This window comes from Microcoleus sp. MON2_D5 (genome assembly GCF_036701905.1).
Lineage (GTDB): Bacteria > Cyanobacteriota > Cyanobacteriia > Cyanobacteriales > Microcoleaceae > Microcoleus.
The window spans coordinates 1-18330 of the sequence record NZ_JAUBRM010000085.1; the positions used below are offsets into that span (position 1 = coordinate 1).

Below are 18330 nucleotides of genomic sequence, written 5' to 3' on the forward strand. Positions count from 1 at the left end.
AGAGGTACTGGAATAATAATGAATCCTCCTGTATTTATTGTTTTAAGCACTGCCTAGCCCTTAACTGAACCGTATTGTTGTATAGTCGCCAATTCTATTAGCCGGGATTCTTGCAAAAACAGAGATGCTACTCTAAAATAGTTAGGATAAAAGTTGAAAGCACTTAGAGATTAACATGAAAAATAAATTGGATTTTAACTGCGGTAATGATGATGTTTTATCTTTCGGTAACGCAATGCTGAAAGTACAAAGACTAAAGGAAACACTAAATGGAGTTTTGCCTGCGTTAGGACAGACACTCACTAATTCGTTAATCGAACAGAAACTAGATATTGTTATAGAGTATAGTGACAACCAAAGACGTTTTTTACATGAGAACTGGTTTGGTAAAGGTATAGATTGTGAAATTCTCAGAGTGGGTGCTCAGGGCTGGAAGAAAGGAAAGATGAAGCTCAAACTCAATGTCACCATAGAGTTTTGCCCCGACGAACCAGAAATGGAAAAAACACCAGAAAACAACGAATCAGAAACTAGCAAACCCGAATCCCCCCTCGATGATTTGCGCCGCCAACTTCTCAATCAAGAAAACTCGCCCAGCTAATCCATCAAACATCCGCGTTAATTCGCGTTCATCTGCGGTTAAAAATCATCATGTCTAAAACCCCTAGAATTCCCATTCCCCCGGAAGTCAGAAAATATGTATTTACTCGCAATAAATACCAGTGCCAAAGTTGCGGCCAAACCAAACAAGAAACCCAACTGACGATCGATCATATCATCCCCCTAGCGCGCGGCGGCAGCAACGACATCAGCAACTTGCAAACCCTCTGCGGCACCTGCAACCAAAAGAAAACCGACAAACTAGACCCCCGCTTCCGCCGTCACTTTGACCTGTAATATCCTCCATAACATCCGCATTAATCTTCGGTTAACAAATTCTACCATCTATAATACCGATAAGGATCGTCCCCATTCTCAAAATCCGTTCTGTAATCCCAGTGATAAAACTCCCGACTCGAACCGTTAAACACAGAACCATCCGCCTTAAAACTCGCCCCTAAATTAGCCAAAATCTGAGCATTTGCCCGGGTTTGCCGCCAGCGAGTAAAACGGAAATAAGTCTTAGTATCCGCATTCAAACTGTCCGGTTCAATCTGAGAAAAAATCGCCACACCCTTGCCAACTTTTACCCGACTTAACAAACCGTCAGCACCGATTTCTCCCCCAGACTTAATCAACCAAGTATCATAAAAAGAGCGCGATCGCAAATCTGAAGCGCTAACCCCCTTCACCTCATCCCAACTCGGAACCGCCAGCGAACCCCCGAAATCCTGCGCTTGCTGCAAACCCACGCCCAAACCCGCAGCAGGCACTTGACGCGGCAAGAAAAACGCCTTCCCGCCAGCATTCAAATAACCGCGCAAATCTGCATCTTTCAGATTCGCTTCTCTCCCCACAATGACCAAACCAACATCATTAGAAAGCGAACTAGCGCGCTGATAAATTACCCCCAAACTGTCCAACTTTTGGGCATCCCCATCTCCCCCAATTAAAACCACTTTATCCGGCTTTCCAACCACCGGAGAATTCATCCCGTAACTCACAATTTGTTGCACTAACTGCGCCGCCCCAGCATCTACAGAATAATGGTCTTCCAAATCCAACTCGTTTAAAATCAGCCGCCCTTTTCCGTAATCCAATTCCATCAGCGGCGAATAAGCTAAATCAAACTCAGATTCCAAAATGGGGCGCCAACCGCTGCGGTGCGGTTTCTCAATAGAAGCGCTACTAACACCGCCGCGATTTCCCCAACGCCAGCCGTACCAAGGTTTATTTGCCGGACTCAAATTAGGGCCAGTTTTGATCGTATCTGGATAAGCTTCAAGCAGCGTGCTTTCCCCAACCCAATCCCGCAAATCTTCACTGTCTAAACCGCTAATTGCGGGATGGTTGCTGTCAACTGGATAAGCGCGGCGGCTGACGTGGACAGCAACCCGGAAACCCGTATTTTTCAGCCATTCTCTGCGCTGAGGAAACACAATTGCTTTGCCGCCGTTTCGGACAAAATTTTCTAAACTTCCCGGCAATTTTTCCCCACTCGAAAACGCTTCCCTACCGATAATTAATAGCGATGAAACTTGCGAACCATTCCACGGTACAAGCGGATGACCTAACTGTTTTAACATTGCCGATGTTTTGCCCGCTGGATCGAAGATTGTCAGCGTATCCTTGCTTTTGGCTTGCTTGGGAAAAACGCGGAAAGCAAATGTATCAGAATGCGATCGATCGCCCACTCGCGCAGTCAAGCGAATTTCGCCGTCAGCCTTGCTAGAAATGGTATTTGGCAAATTTACGTCTATTGGGAAAAACAGCGTGCCTGCCGACTCAATTATCCCTTTTTGCTCGCCTTTTTTTACTTCTTTACCCCCCACCAAAACCCGCCAATTAAACGAAAATTCTTGTGGCGCCCGCGTATCGTTAATTAACACTACTTGCTTTGCCAGTTTTCCGCCCACCAACAAATTGTGATCTTTCGCAGTAAAAACCGGGCTAGCACCAGCAATCCAAGCCAAAGTCGAGCTATTATTCTTCATAATTGCCTCGCCCCCAGGATGAACAGTGTAAGCTTCGGGCTGCAAATAATTCAAACGATGATTCGAGACTTGCTTCAAATAAACTCCGCGGCGACCAGGTTGAAATCCCCCCATATCCACCTTTTTTCTGCCAGCCTCGGAAATTTCCCAACCGTGTCCGTCATTCCAAGGAATCATCCCCCCAGACATTCCAAAAGTCCGCCAACTCCGCCAAGTATTTGTACTGAATAACTGCTGCAACTTTTGAAAAGCTGGTGCAAAATCTAACTCTTTTTTACCATGCCAGCTTTGATACTCCTGACCCTTGACAAATTGCTCGCGAATTTTAGCTTTATAAGTGGCAGTTTCCAACTCGTAAGCCTGCTTGCCCAAATAAATTGCAGCAAACTCTGTCATCCAAGGTTCGCTGACAATTACCTGACCAAAACCTTTGCGGTTCCGCATCATCGTTGCGTGCAGAGGAGTCCCAAACTCGACTGCCATGTAGGGCATTTCCCCGGTTTTGCTCCACTCCGAAATCCACTCTTCCCGTTCTTGCAAGGGAATCATATTTAAATAAGTATTCACCCCATAAACATCGCCGAAGTTGGCGCCGTGGTGTATCATCACAGGTCTGGTTGGGTCGGCCGATTTAATCGCAGCTAAAGCGTCATTTCCTGGGGGAGTGTTGGCCCGCAAACGCTCGTTTTCCGACTGACTGATAGTTCCTTCTATTTTTCTTTTGCCGATGCGACGGGGATTTAGGTCGTCAGCGTTGGCGAAAAAATTAGGACTTGTCGCCCACATTAATACTGATGGATGATTGCGGTAGCGGCGCATTTCTGTCACCATTAGGGCTTTCCAGCGGTCGTTCCACTGGCGGTTGTTCCACTTGCCGCTCCAAGCCAGAGGAGTAATGTCTAAAGCGGGAGCCATAATTGGAAAACCTTTGAGGTCGGCTCTTTCGGAAAATATCTCTCGGAAGTTCCACTTACCCCGTTCGTCGTGATTCCAAGGCCACATTTCTGTTATGTTAAAACCGGCTTTTACATAGCTGTCAATTAGCCTGTCAGAAACTTCTACTGTCCCGCCTTCCCAAGAATCGGAGTGCATGTTTGGTCGCAGCCGCAATTCGGTTCCGTTTAAGAAAAATTTGCGCCCTTCTATCCAAAATTCGCGGAAGCCAAAAGGTTGGTCGTATTGCGTGTTAACGCCGCTGCCTTTTACTTCTAATTTCAGGGTGTAAAGGTTTGGTTTGCCGACATCCCAAAGACGGGGATTTGGCCAATTCCACTGGACTTGTACGGCTTGAATTGGTTTAGCTTGAACCTGAGCTGTTCCGGTAAATTTTTGTTCTACTTTGCCTTTTTGGTCGAGCATTTGCGCGATTAGTTCAACTTGACCGTTTTGGGCAACGTCTTTGAGTTCTACCTCTAATTTAATTTGCTTTTTTCTGGTGGAAGTTTGGACGAATAGGTCGCTAATTAGCGGGCCTGGGGGAACGCTGAAAACCCGCACTTCGCCGATGATTCCCCGCGATTGCAACTTGGATTTTTCTGTGTAAATTTCTGTGGAGTCCATGATGACGGCTTTTTCCTTTTCATCGGATATTGCCACCACTAAAATAGATAGGGTGTTTTGACCTGGTTTTGCTACTTTGGTAATTTCAATAGTGCCGTAGGGCCATGGGATTTGACCGCAGTTAATGCCGTTGACAAAGATGACTGCATCGGTGCTGACTCTGGCTAAGTCGAGAAAAATTCGGCGGTTTGTCCAGTCGCCCGGAATGTCTATATTTCTCTGATACCAAGCTTTTGATAGTTGTTTACTGTTGAAGTTTTCCCAATCTTTGCCGCTGCCGCGAGTGATGATTCCGGGTACGGATTCGTTGTTTTCTTTTTGCCAGTCTCCAGGCACCGAAATGGAACCCCAATTTGGAGAGACGGGGGGGTTTTGGGGGTTGCCAACTGCGGGGACAAATTGCCAAGTTCCGTTGAGATAGATTTGGGATCGTTTGTTGTCGATCGCCCCGACGGCCAGGGTGGTAAGATTGGGGAAGCCGAGCGATATCGCTGAGCTGCTGCCTGCGTTGGGATATTGAAGCGCGTAACCGACGAATCCAAAGAGGGTGGCGGCTGCGAAAAATAACCCGATAATTTTTGCCAGCTTGTCATTCACTCGCTTATTGCTCCCAAAAATTAGATAATCTAATTTGTCCCTGGATCTATGATAGCAGTTGATTCAGCACCAATCCCGCTGCCAATCTGTCTCTGGGAAGATGGCACGCGACCCACAAATGTGGTTTTGTAGAGAAAAAATAAATACTTAGTTTTAACTAAGTTTTAACGAGGTTGTTTCATCGACATAAGCAATAGTGCGATCGCGCCATCGCTACAGGTCAACAAAAATGAGTTGGTTTCAGGTCTTGGCCTCACCCATTACATCCTACAAAATTGCTCTATTTAGTGCCAGCACCGCTTTACTGCTGACAACTCTGTTACTGTTTTCCTTCCAGGCAGCTCCTGCAATCTTACTTTTGACCGCTGCAATGGTTATCGCTTGGTATGCTGGCTTAAATTCCGCAGAACAAAAAGTAGAAATAGAACGTAAGATTATTTCCAAAATAGTTGACACCACAGCTTGCTTGATTGTAGTTCTCGACAGCCAAGGACGGATTGTCCGGTTTAACCAAGCTTGCGAAAAAACTACAGGCTACTCGGCAGCAGAAGTAATCAATAAATATGTTTGGGATTTATTTTTGATTTCCGAAGAAATAGAGCCAGTTAAAACAGTTTTTACCAAGCTCAAAGCCGAAAATTTTCACAGCGAATATAAAAATTATTGGCGCACTAAAAATGGGGAGCAGCGCTTAATTTCTTGGTCTAATACTGTGACGTTAGATGGCGAGGGTTTGGTGGAATATGTGATAGGAACAGGCATCGATATTACTGACCGCAAACAAGCAGAAATAGCCCTGGCTTTATCCTACACTAACCTAGAAAGCCACGTCAAACAACGCACAGCAGAACTAACAGTAGCTAAAGAAGCGCTGCAAGCTCAAGAAGAACGATTTCGCTGTTTAAGTTCGTGTTCGCCTGTCGGCATTTTTATGGCCGATTCCCAGGGGCGCTACACCTATGCAAACCCACGCTGTCAGGCTATTTGCGGCTTAAGTGTGACAGAACTTTTAGGAAACGGTTGGGAGAAGTGCATTCACCCGGAAGACAGCGATCGCGTATTGAGCCGATGGCTGGATTATACTCGGCAAGGTGGAGAATATGCGATCGAGTATCGCCTGCAAACACCAGAGGGCATTGTGCGCTGGATTAACGTTTGTTCCTCGCGGATGTTCTCGGACTCCGGCGAACTCATCGGATACGTGGGCACGGTGAGAGATGTTACCGAAAGACAACAAGCGCAAGCAGCTTTGAAAAGCAGCGAACAGCAACTGAGAACGCTGCTAGAAAATACGCCAGATATCATTATTCGCGCTGACAAAGAACTGCGTTATATTTATGTCAATCAAGCAGTAGAAAGAAGCCAAGGAAAACCAATTTCATTCTTCCTGGGTAAAACCAGTCAAGAAATAGGAATGCCGCCGGAACAGTGCCAGATGTGGGATGAAACCCTGCAGAAAGTGTTAGAAACAGGTCAAAAAGAAATTATCGAATTTGAGGCTTTCTCAATCAACGGTATCCGAAGTTATCAATCCCACGTAGTTCCAGAATTGGACAAAAATGGCGTACCACAATCAGCCTTAATTGTCGCTCGGGATATCACAGAAATAAAACTTGCGGAAACTCAAAGATTGCAGTTAACAATCGAGCAAACAGCGAGGGAAAAAGCGGAAATTGAACAGCAGCGCTCGGCATTTTTAGCAGAAGTTAGCAAAATGCTGGCTGATGCGTTTGACGGGGAAACGGCGCTGCAAAAGGTAGCAGAATTAGCCGTAAATTCGATCGCCGACGGGTGCTGCATTCATTTGACCGAAACCGACTCAAAAGTGCGTCGAGTCGCTGCCGCTCACGCACAAGCCTCTATAGTTGATAGTCTGAATAACTTGAGAATCCGCAGTTCGATCGCCGAGAATGCTGTTAACGGCTATCCCCTGGTAATCCGCACCGGAACATCCGAACTAATTGCCGAAGTGGATGAGGAAATTTTAGCAGCAGGAGCCGACAATGCAGCAGAATTGGAAATATTGCGATCGCTCAATATCGGATCTCAGGCTTGCGTACCGCTGAAAGCCCGCGGGCGGGTAATGGGTTCCATTACTTGCTTTACCTCCAAGTTGGGCCGCCGCTACAGTGCAGAAGATATGGCAATGCTAGAAGACTTAGCATATCGCGTGGCGATCGCCCTAGACAACGCCAGACTTTACACAGAAGCGCAGCAAGCACTATCTCAAACATCGCAATCCTTCGCCTTAATTGACTCGCTATTAGAAGCATCTCCCCTAGCGATTTGCTTTCTGGATCGCGAAATGCGTTTCATCCGTATCAATCAAGTTTTAGCCGAACTCCACGGTTTGCCCGCCGAACAGCATCTCGGTAAAGACTTCCGGGAATTGTTGCCAGAATGCGCCGCCAAATTTGCACCAAGAATTCAGCAAGTTTTAGAAACCGGTCAGCCTCTTTTAAACCTAGAAATTAGCGGCGAACCTCCAGGAAAACCCGGATATTTCGGCTACTGGCTCGCCAACTACTACCCAGTGAAAAATGAAAGAGAAGAAATAATCGGAGTCGGGCTAATTATCACAGATATTACCGCAGCAAAACAAACCGAATTAGCTTTGCGGGAAAGCGAAATGCGCTTCCGCAGCGTGGTAGAATCTAACATAATCGGCATTGGTTTCTGGGATGCCAGCGGGGAAGTTACGGACGCTAACGACGCCTTACTGGAAATGATCGGATATACAAGGGAAGACTTAGCTTCGAGACAGATCCGCTGGCTCGAACTTACGGCGCCGGAATATCTAGAACTCGATCGCGTCGCCCTGGCGCAAGTCGAAGCAGAAGGAAGTTGCGCGCCTTTTGAAAAAGAATATCTCCGCAAAGACGGCACGCGCTTCCCAGTTTTAGTCGGCGGCGGAAGCTTCCAAGGATGCAAAGACAAAGGAGCATTCTTCGTACTCGATATCACCGCTCGCAAACAAGCCCAAAATCAACTTCGAGAAAACGAAATACGCATTCGCCGCCAACTAGCAGAACTCGACTTAGTTTACAAGACTACACCAGTCGGGCTGTGCTTTGTCGATACCAATTTGCGCTACATCCGCTTGAACGAATGCCTCGCTGCGATCAACGGCCGATCGATCGCAGAGCACCTCGGGCGCACCGTTAGGGAAGTAATTCCCGAAATGGCCGATATGGTAGAGCGGATTTACCGCCAAGTGCTGGCGACGCAAACGCCCGTGCTCGACTTGGAAATTAAGGCCGAAACCAAGCAACAGCCGGGAGTTTTGCGGGATTGGCAAATCAGCTTTTACCCAGTGAACGATGAATCAGGAACACTGCTGGGAGTTAGCACGGTGGTTGCCGAAATCACCGATCGCAAAGAAGCAAAACGGGTAATGCAGCAAAGCGAAGCCATATTCCGGCGGCTGTTCGAGTCAAATATTTTCGGAGTCGCGATCGGCGATTTTAGCGGCCGCATCGCCTACGCCAACCAATCCCTGCTCAACATGGTCGGCTACACCCGCTCAGACTTGCTCTCGGGTAAAATGCGGTGGGACAGGATGACCCCCCCCGAATACCTGCACCTCGACGCCTTAGCGGCCCAAGAACTGCGGGCTAAGGGAGTCGCAACTCCTTTCAAGAAAGAGTACATCCGCAAAGATGGCAGCCGCGTGCCGATTCTGATGGGCGGAACCACTCTGTCCCCGGACGATCGCGAACCAGAGACGATCGTCGCATTCTTCATCGACTTGACCGAGATATCCCGCGTGGAAGCAGAACTCAAAAACAATCAAGAACGCCTGCAAATCGCTCAGCAAGCAGGCAAAATCGGAACTTTTGAATGGAACGTCCAAACCGGCGATATCGCCTGTACGCCGGAGTTAGAGGCTTTGTACGGGCTGCCGGCCGGCGCTATCGACAGCTATCAAAGTTGGGCCCAAATGGTGCATCCAGACGATCGCGCTGTTACCGAACAGCAGGTAAAAGCTGCGGGGGCGTCCGGGGAGGAATTAAACATAGAGTTCCGCATCTGCCGCCCGGACAAAAGCGTGGGCTGGATTGCTTGCAGGGCTAGGGTGTTTCAGGGCGATGGGGGTTTGCCTTTGCGGATGATCGGGGTGAACGTCGATATCAGCGCTCGCAAACAAGCAGAAGCAGCGCGATCGCACATCCATCAAACTTTAGAAGCCTTGATTCAGGCTTGTCCCCTAGCAGTTACCGTTTTGGACTGCGAGGACGGGACTGTGAAAATGTGGAACCCAGCCGCCGAGAGGATTTTTGGCTGGCCCGAATCAGAGGCGGTAGGTCAATTTATACCCAGCGTTCCTGCAGACAAGCGGGAGGAATTCACGGCTAATTTGAAAGGAATTCGCGAAGGAAACGCGATCGCCGGCATGGAAACCCACCGCCAAAGGAAAGACGGCAGCTCGATCGACATCAGTTTGTGGGCAACTCCAGTCCGCGACAGCAACGGCAATATCAACTGTATGTCGATCATCGCCGACATCAGCGATCGCAAGCAAGTCGAGGCCCAACGCGCTCAGTTGCTCGAGCGCGAACAGGCCGCGCGGGCGGAAGCAGAAGCTATCAGCCGCCGGAAAGACGAGTTTCTAGACACTCTTTCCCACGAACTCCGCACGCCTATAAATGTGATTATGGGCTGGGCGCAGAGGCTGCGCGCCCTCCCCTATACGGAAGATGATTTAGCTTGCGGTTTGGAAGCGATCGAGCGTCAGTCGAAGGTGCAGGTGCAGGTAGTGGAAGATTTGCTCGATGTTTCCCGGATTATTCAAGGTAAGCTGGCTCTGAAACCCGGCTGGTTCATCATGAAACCGACGATCGAGGTTGCTCTGAATTCTGTTCGTTTTGCAGCCCAGGCCAAGTCTGTCACCGTTTCGTCAGAATTGGACCCCGCAGTCAACTTGATGTGGGGCGACGCCCAGAGGTTGCAGCAGGTAATGTCGAATTTGCTGACTAACGCCGTCAAGTTTACGCCTTCTGGAGGAACTGTAAAAATGCGCTTATCTGCGGTAGCTGTTACCAATTCCTCATCACCTAATTACGTGCAAATTACTGTCAGCGATACCGGAAAGGGCATTTCTGCTGAGTTTCTGCCCTACGTATTCGATCGCTTCCGACAAGCAGACAGTTCGCTTACTAGGCATCAAAACGGTTTGGGACTGGGATTAGCGATCGTCCGGCACTTGGTGGAACTCCACGGCGGCACTGTGACGGCGGAAAGTCCCGGTAAAGACAAGGGTGCGACATTTACGGTGAAACTGCCGCTCAAACAGCGTCGGAGTCAGCAGCCGCAGTTGAGGGAGGAAAGCAAATTCCCTCAAATTCGTCCGGGTATTTTGGCAGGTTTAAAGGTGTTGGTAGTTGATGACGAACCCGACAACCGCGAGTTTTTGATTGGGGCCCTCGAACAGTTGGGGGCGACTGCGACTGCGGTTGCAACGGCTGCGGAGGCGATCGACATTTTACAGCAGTCGCCGCCGGATATTTTAGTTAGTGATATCGGTATGCCCATTGAGGACGGCTACTGGCTGATCGGCAAAGTGCGATCGTCGGAATCAGACAAAATCAAGCGTTTGCCGGCGGTGGCGCTGACAGCTTATGCTAGCGAAGAAGACCGCGATCAGGCGATCGCCACTGGTTACAACGAACATTTAACAAAGCCGATCGAACCCGCTCACTTCGCCACCGTTTTAGCCAAGTTAACAAATTTGCATTAGGGCGATCGGGCATTACTGCAAACTTCGATCTTCTATTGGGTCAATTACCCTTAATAAAAAATGTTTGTAGTTAGTAGTTAGTAGGTTGGCCCTTGAACGAAACCCAACACTCATTAATTGAATGTTGGGTTTCGTTCGAGGGCATTGGTGTCAACTTAGCCTAAAACCGATAGTCCGGCTCTTGTTGACACCCCAGCCTCAAAGCTAAAGTCCTCCTAGCGAAGACTGATATCAAATCCGTTGGTATCAGAATTATTCATTTCTCTGTTCTCTTCCTCCGTGTTCTCTGCGTCCTCTGCGGTTTAATCCTTCCCAAACAACCATAAACGATATGAAAATAAAACTTTTAAACTCATTAGTCCTCGCTATGAGGACTTTAGCTAAAATTCCTGTGGAATTCATTCGCTGGCGGACGGGCTGACTGATAGATTTTCCGCTTAAATTGAAACCAATGGGCAATGCAGTTTCGCTACAATTAATCCGGCAATTGTTACATCTTTCATCGAGGAAAATTGATAATTATGGGGTAGGGAAACGGCATTACCGTGTTCGACCTTGCCTATCATAAGTAGTGCAAGCGGAATTTATATAATAGAAGCAAATTTTCGCATCCGCGTCCAATCTCCGCTAGTAGTTGGCTATATTGAACTAGGCGGAAAATTTCACATTTTTTAGGGCGCGCCAATTGCCGGGAAAGACACGCTACAGCAGTTAAAATATGATTATCAGCGCAATTGGTTTACACCCATGCCCATTTATCACTTCAACCGCCTAGCCGCCAAATTTTTCAGCAAGCTGCCGCTGCGAACGGTTCTGATTGTTCCGCTGGTTTTGCAAACGGTAAGTGTAGTTGGGCTAGTGGGCTATCTTTCTTTCAAAAGTAGTCAGGAATCAGTCGAAGATGTAGCGCATCAGTTAATCGAACAAGTAGGAGAGCGAATTAGCGATAGCCTCACGGATAATAATGGACTGTCGGCAATCAATACCTTTCTGGCTGGGCTGCAATTCTCGGCTTCAGGACAAACTTTTATTATGGATCGATCGGGCAATCTGATTGCCACATCCACAGTAGAAACACCCTTGGTGGCGCCAGCAAAAAAGCAACCGACGCCATTGCTAGCCACCAACAGCAAGGATGCGCGAACGCGAGATATTGCTCGACAACTCGCCAACCGATTTGGCAACTTCCGCACGCTGCAAACAACCCAGAAATTTACCCTGGCGAGCAAGGGCGATAGGCAGTTTGTCCGCGTCACTCCCTATCGAGATGTCCGTGGTTTGGATTGGTTAATTGTGGTGGTGGTGCCAGAGTCTGATTTCATGGCTCCGATTCAAGCAAATACGCGCAACACATTGTGGTTATTGGCCGGTACACTGCCGCTGGCGATCGCGATCGGATTGTTGACTTCCCGTTGGGTGACAAAACCAATTATGCGCTTGAATACCGCTGCCAAAAATGTTGCCAAAGGAGAATGGGATCGACCTTTAGAAATTAAACGCTTGGATGAAGTCGGAGATCTCGCCAATTCCTTCAATTTTATGGCAGCGCAACTGCAACAGGCTTTTGCAGACAAAAACTCTTTACATGAAGCTTTAGCGCACAGCGAGAGCCAACTCAAGCAATTTATCGAAGCCATACCTGCGGGAGTATCTATCCACGATGCTTCGGGTAAAGTCGTGTACTTCAACCAAACTGCCAAGCATTGGCTCGGCGTAGAAACTATTCCCGATGCGACTTTAGAAGAAGCAGTAGAAGTTTATCAAATCTACCGCCAAAACCAGCTTTATCCAACTGAAGAACTGCCCGCATTCCGAGCACTGCGCGGTGAAACGGTATTCCTTGAAGATGTAGAACTTTATCGAGATGGGAAATTTATTCCTTTTGAGGTGCGCGCCACACCAATTTTTGACGAAGGCGGAAACATTATTTATGCCATCAATGCTTTTTATAACATCGCACAGCGCAAACACTCTGAAAAAATATTAACTGACTACAATCGCACTTTAGCAGCCGAAGTTTCCGAACGTAGCTGCGCCTTAGCTGGTGCTAACGAACTATTACAACATGAAATTGCCGATCGCAAATTGCTCGAGCAAAAACTTTACTCTTCGACTGAGCAATTTGTAAAATTATTTGAGTCGATTACAGATATTGTATTGATTTTTGATTTCCCACAAAAAACAATCCAAATTATACCCACTAAGGGAATTTTTCAATACAACTATCACACGAATCAGATCGACTCCATCATGGAACAATTTTTTGATGAGGAAAGCGAGGAGATTTATTTCGCTCAGGTTCTACAGGCATTGGAAAGCAAACAAACTATTAGTTTTGATTACAGTCTGCAGATTAATAACCAAGAAGTTTGGTTTGCTGCTAAAATTTCGCCGCTGTCGGATAGCTCTGCGGTTTGGGTAGCGCGCGACATTAGCGATCGCCAGTTTGCCGAATCTCGACTGCTGGAAGCCCAAAAAATTGCCCGTATTGGCAGTTGGGAACACGATATCGCCACAGCAACAACCACTTGGAGTGAAGAACTCTATCGCATTTACGAGCTCGATCCTACTCAAAAACCGCTGCCAACCGAACAATTAATCGAGCGTTTTCATCCAGAAGATCGATCACGCTATCTGACAATGGTGCGCGAGCAAGCTATGTCGGGACAAAGCTTTGAAATTGATTTGCGGCTGATGCGAAGAGATGGCTCGCTCAGTTACATAGAAGTTCGAGGAAAACCGATTTATGATGAAAAAGGGCAGTTGATCCGTTTGTTCGGCACTGTTTTGGATATTAGCGATCGCAAACAAGCCGAGTCAGCTTTGCGAGAAAGCGCCCAGGGAGAACAAGCCATCGCCCGATCGATCGAGCGCATCCGTCAATCCTTAGATATTGACACAATATTCAAAACCACAACCTCTGAACTGCGACAAACCCTAAAATGCGATCGTGTCGGTATCTATCGCTTTAATCCTGATTGGAGCGGGGAATTTGTTGCCGAATCAATGGCTCCCGGCTGGATATCTCTGATCCAAGAAACCGACGATTGTAATGTGCCAAACACTCTCGTCGAACACTCTCGCTGTACCGTGAAAACTATGCAAGCCAGCGATACACCAGTGCTGGATACCTATCTACAAAAAAATCAAGGCGGTATGTACGCTAGAGGCGTTCCTTACCGCATAATTGAAGACATATACACCGCTGGGTTGAGTCCTTGTTACCTAGAACTGTTAAAACAATTTCAAGCTACAGCCTACGTTATTTTTCCCATATTTTGCGGCAGTCAACTTTGGGGTTTGCTCGCCAGCTATCAAAATTCTGGACCCCGCACTTGGCGCGAAGCAGAAATCAATATTGGGCTGCAAATTAGCACTCAACTGGGAGTGGCCTTACAACAAGCTCAATTGCTCGAAGCGACTCAACAGCAAGCAGTACAGCTTCAACAAGCCGCGTGGGCCGCAGAAGCTGCCAACCTTGCCAAAAGCACTTTCCTGGCAAATATGAGCCACGAACTTCGCACCCCGCTAAACGCAATTCTGGGATTCTCGCAATTGATGCAGCGTTCGACCAACCTGAATCGCGAACAACAGGAAAATATCCGCATCATCAACCGCAGCGGAGAACACTTGCTCGCTCTAATCAATCAAATATTAGATTTAGCGAAAATAGAGGCGGGACGCATGACAATCAACCCAACAGACTTTCAATTAAGGAGCCTGTTGAACGATGTGCAAGAGATGTTTCAACTCCAGGCAAGGGAGCAACAATTGCAGTTAATATTTGACTGCTCTAGCGAAGTTCCCGAATACGTACAAACCGATCAACTTAAGTTGCGCCAAGTCTTAATCAATCTCCTCTCTAACGCCATTAAGTTTACGAAAGAAGGAGAAATTAGGGTAAGAGTAAGTGCGGTTAGGGAGGGGGAAGCTCAACAATTACCAATCAGTAATTACCAATTACATTTTGAAATAGAAGACACGGGTGCCGGCATAGCTGCTGATGAGTTAGATAAACTTTTTCAAACCTTTGTGCAAACCAAAACAGGAACCAAATCTCAGCAAGGAACAGGCTTGGGACTGGCTATCAGCCAACAGTTTGTCAAGCTGATGGGCGGCCTGATTACTGTACGCAGTGAAGTAGGACGCGGCACCACCTTCGCGTTTGATATCCCCGTCAGCGCCGTTGATGCCCCGGCGACTCAACCCGTAGAGCCACCGCGTCGGGTGATAGCGCTGGAACGCAACCAGCCGCGCTATCGTATTTTGATTGTGGACGATCGATCTGATAACCGCCAACTGCTGATCAAACTCCTCGCTGCCTTTAACTTTGAACTCCAAGAAGCCACCAACGGCATAGAAGCTATTGAAATGTGGTCGAGTTTTGAGCCACACTTAATTTTTATGGATATGTGGATGCCCGTGATGGATGGACATGAAGCGACCAAACGCATTAAAGCCACCGTTAAAGGTCAAGCTACGGCAATTATTGCCGTGAGTGCCGGTAACGCCGAGGAAGCGCAAACCGTTACTGTATCAGATGATTGCGATGACTTTATCCACAAACCCTTTCGAGATACAGAAATTTTTGCCACCCTGCACAAACATTTGGGAGTGCGTTACATTTACGGTGAACCGGAGAGTGTTCCCGAGTCAACTCCAATCGAGGCTCCGACTCCAGAGACTCTGGCAGCTTTACCCGCAGATTGGCTGGCAGCTTTAGAGAAAGCCACAATTGAGTGCGATTTAGAGTTAATTCTGCTCCAAATTGAGCAAATGCGCGATCGCAATGACGCTTTAGCAAGCGCTCTAGCCGCATTGGCTAACGAGTTTCAGTTCAATCAAATACTAGCTCTCATCCATCCCGAACCAAAATAATAAGGATATGAGATAGGTTTGTAGTGAGTACGATCGTCCGAGGGGGTTTTATGAGGGCGATCGTACTCACTACAAACCTATAAAGGTTATTTTACGGAACTAAATATGAATTCCGAACCAACTCCCGCCTTAAAAGGGAATATTTTAATTGTTGATGATATTCCGGCTAATTTGCAACTTTTAGCTCAAATACTCTCGCAGCAAGGGTACAAAACACGCACCGCACCCGACGGCAAACTAGCGCTGCGGTCGATCGAGTTAACTCCTCCTGACTTGATTTTGCTCGACATCATGATGCCCGGTATGGACGGCTACAAAGTCTGCCAAGCATTGAAAGCTTCTCCCACAACCAAGGACATTCCGGTTATTTTTATCAGTGCTTTAAATGAAGTGTTTGATAAAGTCAAAGCCTTTGAAGTTGGTGGTATAGATTATATCACAAAACCGTTTCACGAACAAGAAGTTCTCGCCCGCGTTTCAAATCAACTCGTGCAGCGCCAGTTGTTCCAGCAAACACAATCCTATGCCAAGGAACTCGAACAAACCGTAACTGAACTAAAGAAAACTCAAGCTCAGTTAATACAGAAGGAAAAAATGGCTTCTTTAGGTCAGCTAGCGGCAGGAATTGCTCACGAAATCAACAATCCCGTCAGCTTTATCTACGGTAATATTGCTCTAGCGGCGGACTATGCGCGAGATTTGCTTCGCCTCGTCGAATTGTACCGACATTACTACCCCCACCCCGTTGCAGAAATTATCGGCGAACTGGACGAGATTCAACCCGAATTCATCGCAGAGGATTATCCAAAACTGCTTAAGTCGATGACAGAGGGTGCTTCTCGGATTAGCGAAATTGTGATGTCTTTGCGGAAATTCTCCCGCCTTGGCGAACAAAAGTACAAGCCAGTGGATATTCATGAAGGCATTGACAATACTTTAGTTATTTTGCAGCACCGGTTGAAGGGAGCGAACAAAGCTGGTGAGATAGAGGTCATTAAACACTACAGCCAATTGCCAAGAGTCACCTGTTACGCCAGTGAGTTAAATCAGGTGTTCATGAACCTGCTAACTAATGCTATTGATGCCCTGGAAACTCAACCGTCTCCCCGAAAAATTACCATCAGCACTTCAGTAAGTTCTGAGTCAGAATCGGCCCTGGACAATCAAGACTCCAAATTAGCCGCTCAAAACTATAAATCCGTTGTTATTCACATTGCCGATAACGGTTGTGGGATGAGTGAGGAAGTGCGCCACCAGATATTTGACCCATTTTTTACTACGAAGCCTGTAGGTCGCGGTACTGGATTAGGGTTGGCCATTAGTCACGATATTGTAGTGGAAAAACATCGAGGTAAAATCAGTTGTATTTCTGCTCCGGGCCGAGGAACAGAGTTAATTTTGCAGATTCCGATATGTGTTAAATCTTAATAAATTTTAACCTTTTAAAATTTAATCAGACCCAGAGAATATATCACATAGATTGTACGCGAGCATCTGTAGGGAAACGGCATTAAGCTGTCGCGGCACGGAAATTATGGACACGGCAATGGCTATTGGTGTTCCCTTAAAGTAAAACCGATATTCCGTCAGTCCGTCAGGGGTTGAAACCCCTGCCTCAAAGCGAAAGTCCTCGCTTCCGAGGACTAATAAATTATTCAGTCCTCTTTTAGAGGACATTCGCTATTAGACAGGGAATTCATTCCCTGGCGGAGTGCCGGGTGAGCGGTATTTACTTTAAATCCAGCAATCCGCTAGTTTTTAGCTTGGGATTAAACCGGATTTCTTCAGTTACGCCGCGAGCTTTCAACAGCGAGAAAATTTCATTTTCCACGCGCCGCGCTACATTTTTCAACAATTTATCTTTGGCAATTTCATCGGCAAAGATACCTTCATAATTTGCTACTTCTTCGGTAGTCATCACAGTTTTGGTGTCGATGGGATCGTTCCACTTGGCAGCATCGGCACCGTTACCCTGAGGTTGGGAACCGTTTTCGGCAATCCAACTTTCTCTAATGCTTTCTAGGATAGTGCGGCTGGGCTTGTCAATAGTTTGGACTTTCAGCCAGTAGCAATATTGGGTTTGGCGTACCAAATGCTGTTTGAGGCTGAGGTAAATGTCCCGAGAATAGCCGACAAATTGCAGGACTTTCTCGCTGTCAAAAATCGCGTAAACGCCGATTTTTCCCTGAACAAAATCGGGCAATTTCCCCTCGGAGTCTATGTATGGAATGAATTCTAAGCTGGCGAGAGATTGAATGTCTTCTGTCATCCGATTTTAGATTTTAGATTTTAGATTTTAGATTTAACCACAGATTAACCAGCCTTTACCTAACTCTTAAAAACTCGATAAACGGCACAGAGGCGGCTGGGTTTAAATATTTTGGCTTGGAACATGAAATTAGGCGGGACGTTGACGATCGCAAAATCGCTCGATTGATGATACTTTTCAAATTCCGCAGGCATTCCCTTCGGCGTCTCGCTGCTGTAAGGGACTGGCTGAAAAAGTAACTCGGCAAACTCAAGGCGCGAGCATTGCAATTGTAGCGCTACTTGTTGGACAAAGCTTTCACCGGTTAATAAACCGAACAGTGCCGTTTTAGCATCGGGTTCGAGGACAAAACTGCTATCGTAGCTTTCAATAATCTTGAGACCCATTTTCTGTAGACTCCTGACAGACGGCGGTTAATGGTTAACTCTTAAGCGATCGACTTAATCCTGAATTTTACCTGAGACTGACCGTTTTGAAGTCAGAAGGTATTCGGCAGGAGGTCAATCGATTTTAGATTTTAGATTTTAGATTAAAGAATTGAAGCATTGACCCCACGGATAAATTCGGGGCCTTATTTGTCGGATACAGGTTTTTTATTTCTCCACGGATGAATCCGGGGGCTTGTATGCTGGATGCTTTCGGTCAATGAGAATACCACAATCCGGAAATTTTGACAAATAGCCCTGATTTATTTG

At 47.1% G+C, this 18330-nt stretch carries 8 protein-coding genes; 5 read left to right on the forward strand and 3 right to left on the reverse strand.

What is annotated here, in order from left to right; translation table 11 throughout:
• The first annotated feature begins 175 nt into the window (after positions 1-175).
• Positions 176-601: a KGK domain-containing protein gene (locus QUA47_RS24630; protein WP_333432688.1), complete on the forward strand. Its 426-nt coding sequence runs from the start codon at positions 176-178 to the stop codon at positions 599-601.
• A 50-nt stretch (positions 602-651) separates the two neighbouring features.
• Positions 652-897 carry an HNH endonuclease gene (locus QUA47_RS24635; protein WP_333432689.1) on the forward strand — a complete coding sequence of 82 codons (246 nt, stop codon included), beginning with the start codon at positions 652-654 and terminating at the stop codon, positions 895-897.
• A 41-nt stretch (positions 898-938) separates the two neighbouring features.
• Here QUA47_RS24635 and QUA47_RS24640 read toward each other — a convergent pair whose 3' ends face one another.
• Positions 939-4751 (reverse strand): sugar-binding domain-containing protein, encoded by a 3813-nt coding sequence (locus tag QUA47_RS24640; RefSeq protein WP_333432690.1) that lies wholly within the window; start codon positions 4749-4751, stop codon positions 939-941.
• Positions 4752-4980: 229 nt separating this feature from the next.
• Between QUA47_RS24640 and QUA47_RS24645 the strand changes: the two genes are divergently transcribed.
• The 3 genes from QUA47_RS24645 to QUA47_RS24655 all read left to right on the forward strand — a co-directional run bounded on the left by QUA47_RS24645 (position 4981) and on the right by QUA47_RS24655 (position 16794).
• Positions 4981-10488: a PAS domain S-box protein gene (locus tag QUA47_RS24645; RefSeq protein WP_333432691.1), complete on the forward strand. Its 5508-nt coding sequence runs from the start codon at positions 4981-4983 to the stop codon at positions 10486-10488.
• 747 nt (positions 10489-11235) lie between these two features.
• Positions 11236-15366: an ATP-binding protein gene (locus tag QUA47_RS24650; RefSeq protein WP_333432692.1), complete on the forward strand. Its 4131-nt coding sequence runs from the start codon at positions 11236-11238 to the stop codon at positions 15364-15366.
• Between the two features lie 105 nt (positions 15367-15471).
• Positions 15472-16794, forward strand: a complete 1323-nt coding sequence (locus QUA47_RS24655; protein ID WP_333432693.1) for a response regulator — start codon at positions 15472-15474, stop codon at positions 16792-16794.
• A gap of 301 nt (positions 16795-17095) precedes the next feature.
• Here QUA47_RS24655 and QUA47_RS24660 read toward each other — a convergent pair whose 3' ends face one another.
• A complete protein-coding gene (locus QUA47_RS24660; protein WP_190661320.1) occupies positions 17096-17635 on the reverse strand; it encodes a GIY-YIG nuclease family protein in 540 nt (179 codons plus the stop codon).
• Between the two features lie 59 nt (positions 17636-17694).
• Positions 17695-18021: a hypothetical protein gene (locus QUA47_RS24665; RefSeq protein WP_006632763.1), complete on the reverse strand. Its 327-nt coding sequence runs from the start codon at positions 18019-18021 to the stop codon at positions 17695-17697.
• Positions 18022-18330: the final 309 nt, after the last annotated feature.